This is a genomic window from Prosthecobacter sp., from assembly GCF_049294395.1.
Taxonomy (GTDB): domain Bacteria; phylum Verrucomicrobiota; class Verrucomicrobiia; order Verrucomicrobiales; family Verrucomicrobiaceae; genus Prosthecobacter.
The window spans coordinates 1-3,348 of sequence record NZ_JBAQCR010000438.1 but is presented as its reverse complement, the minus strand read 5'-3'; the positions used below and the strand labels follow the sequence as shown (position 1 = coordinate 3,348).

The 3,348-nt window shown below is 57.2% G+C and carries 3 protein-coding genes; all 3 read right to left on the bottom strand.

Features of this window, described 5'->3' with window-relative positions; translation table 11 throughout:
* Nucleotides 1–118: 118 nt before the first annotated feature.
* Nucleotides 119–1,012 (bottom strand): alpha/beta hydrolase, encoded by an 894-nt coding sequence (locus WAW39_RS29895; protein ID WP_422323375.1) that lies wholly within the window; start codon nucleotides 1,010–1,012, stop codon nucleotides 119–121.
* Between the two features lie 510 nt (nucleotides 1,013–1,522).
* A complete protein-coding gene (locus WAW39_RS29890; RefSeq protein WP_422323373.1) occupies nucleotides 1,523–2,416 on the bottom strand; it encodes a nuclease-related domain-containing protein in 894 nt (297 codons plus the stop codon).
* Nucleotides 2,417–2,478: 62 nt separating this feature from the next.
* On the bottom strand, nucleotides 2,479–3,348 hold an 870-nt coding region (locus tag WAW39_RS29885), incomplete at its 5' end, for an AAA family ATPase (RefSeq protein WP_422323371.1).

Here is a 3,348-nt window from a genome sequence, read left to right as displayed (position 1 = left end):
CCCAAATCTACCACCCCGCCATCACCGCCGCATTCCTCCCACCACACACGCGCACCACACCCCTAATCCTGAAATTCTGCCATCCTGTTAATCCTGTCCATCTACCCCGCCCGCGCCTTTACTTGCCACCCGCCTTCGGCTGCACCTTCTCTTCAGCCGCCGCCAAAAACCCATTATCCCCCAGCCAGTCCGTCAGCCGCTGCGTCCACGTCCGGATCGATGCCAGCTTCGATCGTCCCCCCATCCCAAAACCATGCGCCCCACGCGCATACAGGTGCACCTCCACCGGCCGCTTCGCCTCCTCATACTTCGCCAGCTGATCCAGCACCGGCTTCACGTGGCTCGTATCATCATTCGCCACCAGGAAAAACGCCGGCGGCGCATCCGCCGGTACCGGCCCCGCCGGCACCCCCAGCGGCCCCGGATAAATCGACACCTGAAAATCCGCCCGGCAGCTCGCCCGGTCGATCGCATCCGCCGCCCCCGCATCACCCCCCGTCGGGCCGTACACCACCATCGCCACCACCTCACCACCCGCAGAGAATCCCAGAATCCCGATCCGCTTCTCATCCAGATTCCACTCCGCCGCACGACTGCGGATCACCCTCATCGCCCGCTGCCCGTCCTGGCGCGGATGAATGTCGATATTGTACGGAGACCCCTCCTCACGCGGCAGCCGGTGCTTCAGCACAAAGCACGTCACCCCCAGCCCGTTCAGCAGCTTCGCCGGCTCCACCCCCTCGCCACCAAACCCCAGCTGCCGATGCCCGCCCCCTGGCACAATCAGCACCGCCGCCCCGTTCGCCTTCTCCTTCGGCGCCGGAAACACCGTGATCGACGGATTGTTCACATGCGTCACCGAGCTCCCCTTCATCACCTCCGGCTCATCCTTCAACTTCTCAAACCCCGGCGCCCCCTTCTCCCACAAAGGAATCACCACCGGCGGCACCTCCTCCGCGTGGAGCATGCAGGGCAGAGCAAGAGACAGAAGAAGAGCAAAACGTATTTTCATAGGGCAGGGGGCTTGGACTAAAATGAAAGGCAGGGGCGTCCGCCAAAAACAAGCGCACGACACCCAAGAGGGACGAATAGAGCGGTCATCATTTTGCAAACAAAAACAAAAAGCCTGCCATGACCGGCACTCGGTAATTAAGGAGGTGCTTCATTCGCTGTTCACCCGCAGATGACCATGGCCTCGCCACCTTAAAAACGATTCGGCACAAAGACGCCGTCCTTCGCCACTCCACTCCGCATCACAACAGCCCCAAAGGGGCTGCGGATTTCAGCCCAGGGTCAGCCGCGCGTCCTTCGTAGCTTTAGCGAAGAAGGAAGCCTCAGCGAGGCGACCCTGGGTTTTCAAAAGGATGCCGGGGAAGCAAACCCAGCACCTTCTTCACACACCACGCCCACCAGCATCGTCATCAATGCGCTCCGCTGCGATCCGGACGTGCCGCAACTCCAACACTCACGCCCAATGCCGTTATCCCACAGATATTCATGTCCAGCCTGAATGCCGCGCCATTCAAAGTTCCACCGTACGGCATTTGGCCTCCAGCTGGTGGCAGATGCGCTGGATCATCTCCGGGCTCAGCTTCGTCGCGCGCGCATCCACGGCAATGCTTCGGATCCCCTTCGGATTGAGCACACGCACCTTGCCAGGCGGCACGCGACTCGTGAGAAACCAACCAGGCAGCGTGAGCACAGCTTGCGCCGCCACCGGTGCTCCCACAGCACTCGTCAGCAAGGTGCTCAGCTGCTCCGCCTGCATCCTCGCTTGATCCACCATCTTCGTCTCCGTCCATGTGGGAAAGTGGACAGCCTCGCCATCAAAGACCGCATCGCAGTCCCGTTTCCCCTTGGGGGGCGGGCGTTTGCGGCGCGTCTTGGTTTCCACCGCAAAGACACCCGTCATGGAGACAATCACATGGTCAATATTGCCGTACGGCTCCATCGGCAGATCGTGAAACACGCGGCACCCCTCAGCCATCAGCTGGTTCAATTCCTCCGCCACTGCTCGCTCACCGTGAAAGCCCAACCTGCATTGGGAGAGTTCCGCCTGCGTCTGGAATGCACGGCGCAATAGGAAGACCAGCAGAAGGGCGCAGATGACGAATGCCGCGACCGCACGACTCTGGGAGATGCTGCCATCTGGAGAAGTTAGCAGCACCGCAGCCAGCATGGCCCCCGGCAAGATCATCGCAAAAGTGAGGCGTTCTCCGAACTGCTCTCCGAGATCATCGATCCTCAGCCGCAGAGATTCTCCAGCAGGCCGCATCAGCTTTTCAGAAATAGGAGAGCGCGCCTGCCTTTGGCGTTTCTCGCTGCGCCAGCGCCGCACATGGGCCATGCCCATCGTGGCACACGTTGGCACCAGAAGGGAGCCGAGGATAATGTAAAAGCTTGTTTGGGAAGTCATGCGAGTCTCGTCTCCTAGGTGCTTCCTCGGCATCAGTCCACGGTTAATACTTAGCTTGAGCGTTAACTTGGTCGGTCAAGCTCGACGCGCAAACGGCGGGCGCGCTCTTTTAACGCCAGCTCTCCTCCTTCAAGGATTGCACAAACGGATTCCCGAATGTTTTGACTTTCAAGGCCACCTGAAAGATAAGTAATGGGGGGTAAACCTTTCCCGCTAGAAAATCCGGCGTTAGCAATTATTATTTGATCGGCATCGGTGTTAACAACGAGGTTTGCATTGTGTGTTACAATGATGACCTGCCGTCTACTCTTAGCGGATAAAAATAGGCCTACCAGTTCCTCGAATATTGATTGGGGGTCGAGATTTTCCTCGGGTTGGTCAATAATAAGCGGGCGCTCATCAGCTGTATCAAGCGCCAGATATAGTAGGAGGAGTACTATGCCACGTGTTCCGGGGGATAATTTGCGGATATCAACCCCGCCATAGTCGATGCTATATTCAATTGAAATGTGATCAGTACTATAGAGCCATTGAGCGAATTTTTTGGACCAAGCACGATATGTGGCAGGATCAGCGTTCGTCATTTGCTCCAAAAAGTCCTTCTGTATTTTAGTCCTGAATTCATTGATTGCGTTGCTTGCTGATTCTGCGTCTCCTGATATCCACGCCTCTTTCAGGATTGAATTCGCGAGGTTGAGCAAAGTTCCTCGGCCTTTCAACAAACCGCTTACGCGCAAATCAATTAACGACTCCCCTTCGGCTGCCCAATTTTCAACATTAACCCTCCGGAGGACCGAGAATGAAATTTTCTTGCGGGCGCCAGCGGAGCTTTCTAGGTGCGTCATCAATGGTTGATAAAGGCTCTGAAGAATCGCCTGTTCAGATACTATGGCACCGAGAACTTTTTTGTATGCTTCTTGACGCTCCTTGAC

Bases quoted from the DNA above. Each gene is read 5' to 3' on its own strand.
- WAW39_RS29895 (WP_422323375.1), bottom strand. From the start codon at position 1,012: ATGAAAATACGTTTTGCTCTTCTTCTGTCTCTTGCTCTGCCCTGCATG.
- WAW39_RS29890 (WP_422323373.1), bottom strand. From the start codon at position 2,416: ATGACTTCCCAAACAAGCTTTTACATTATCCTCGGCTCCCTTCTGGTG.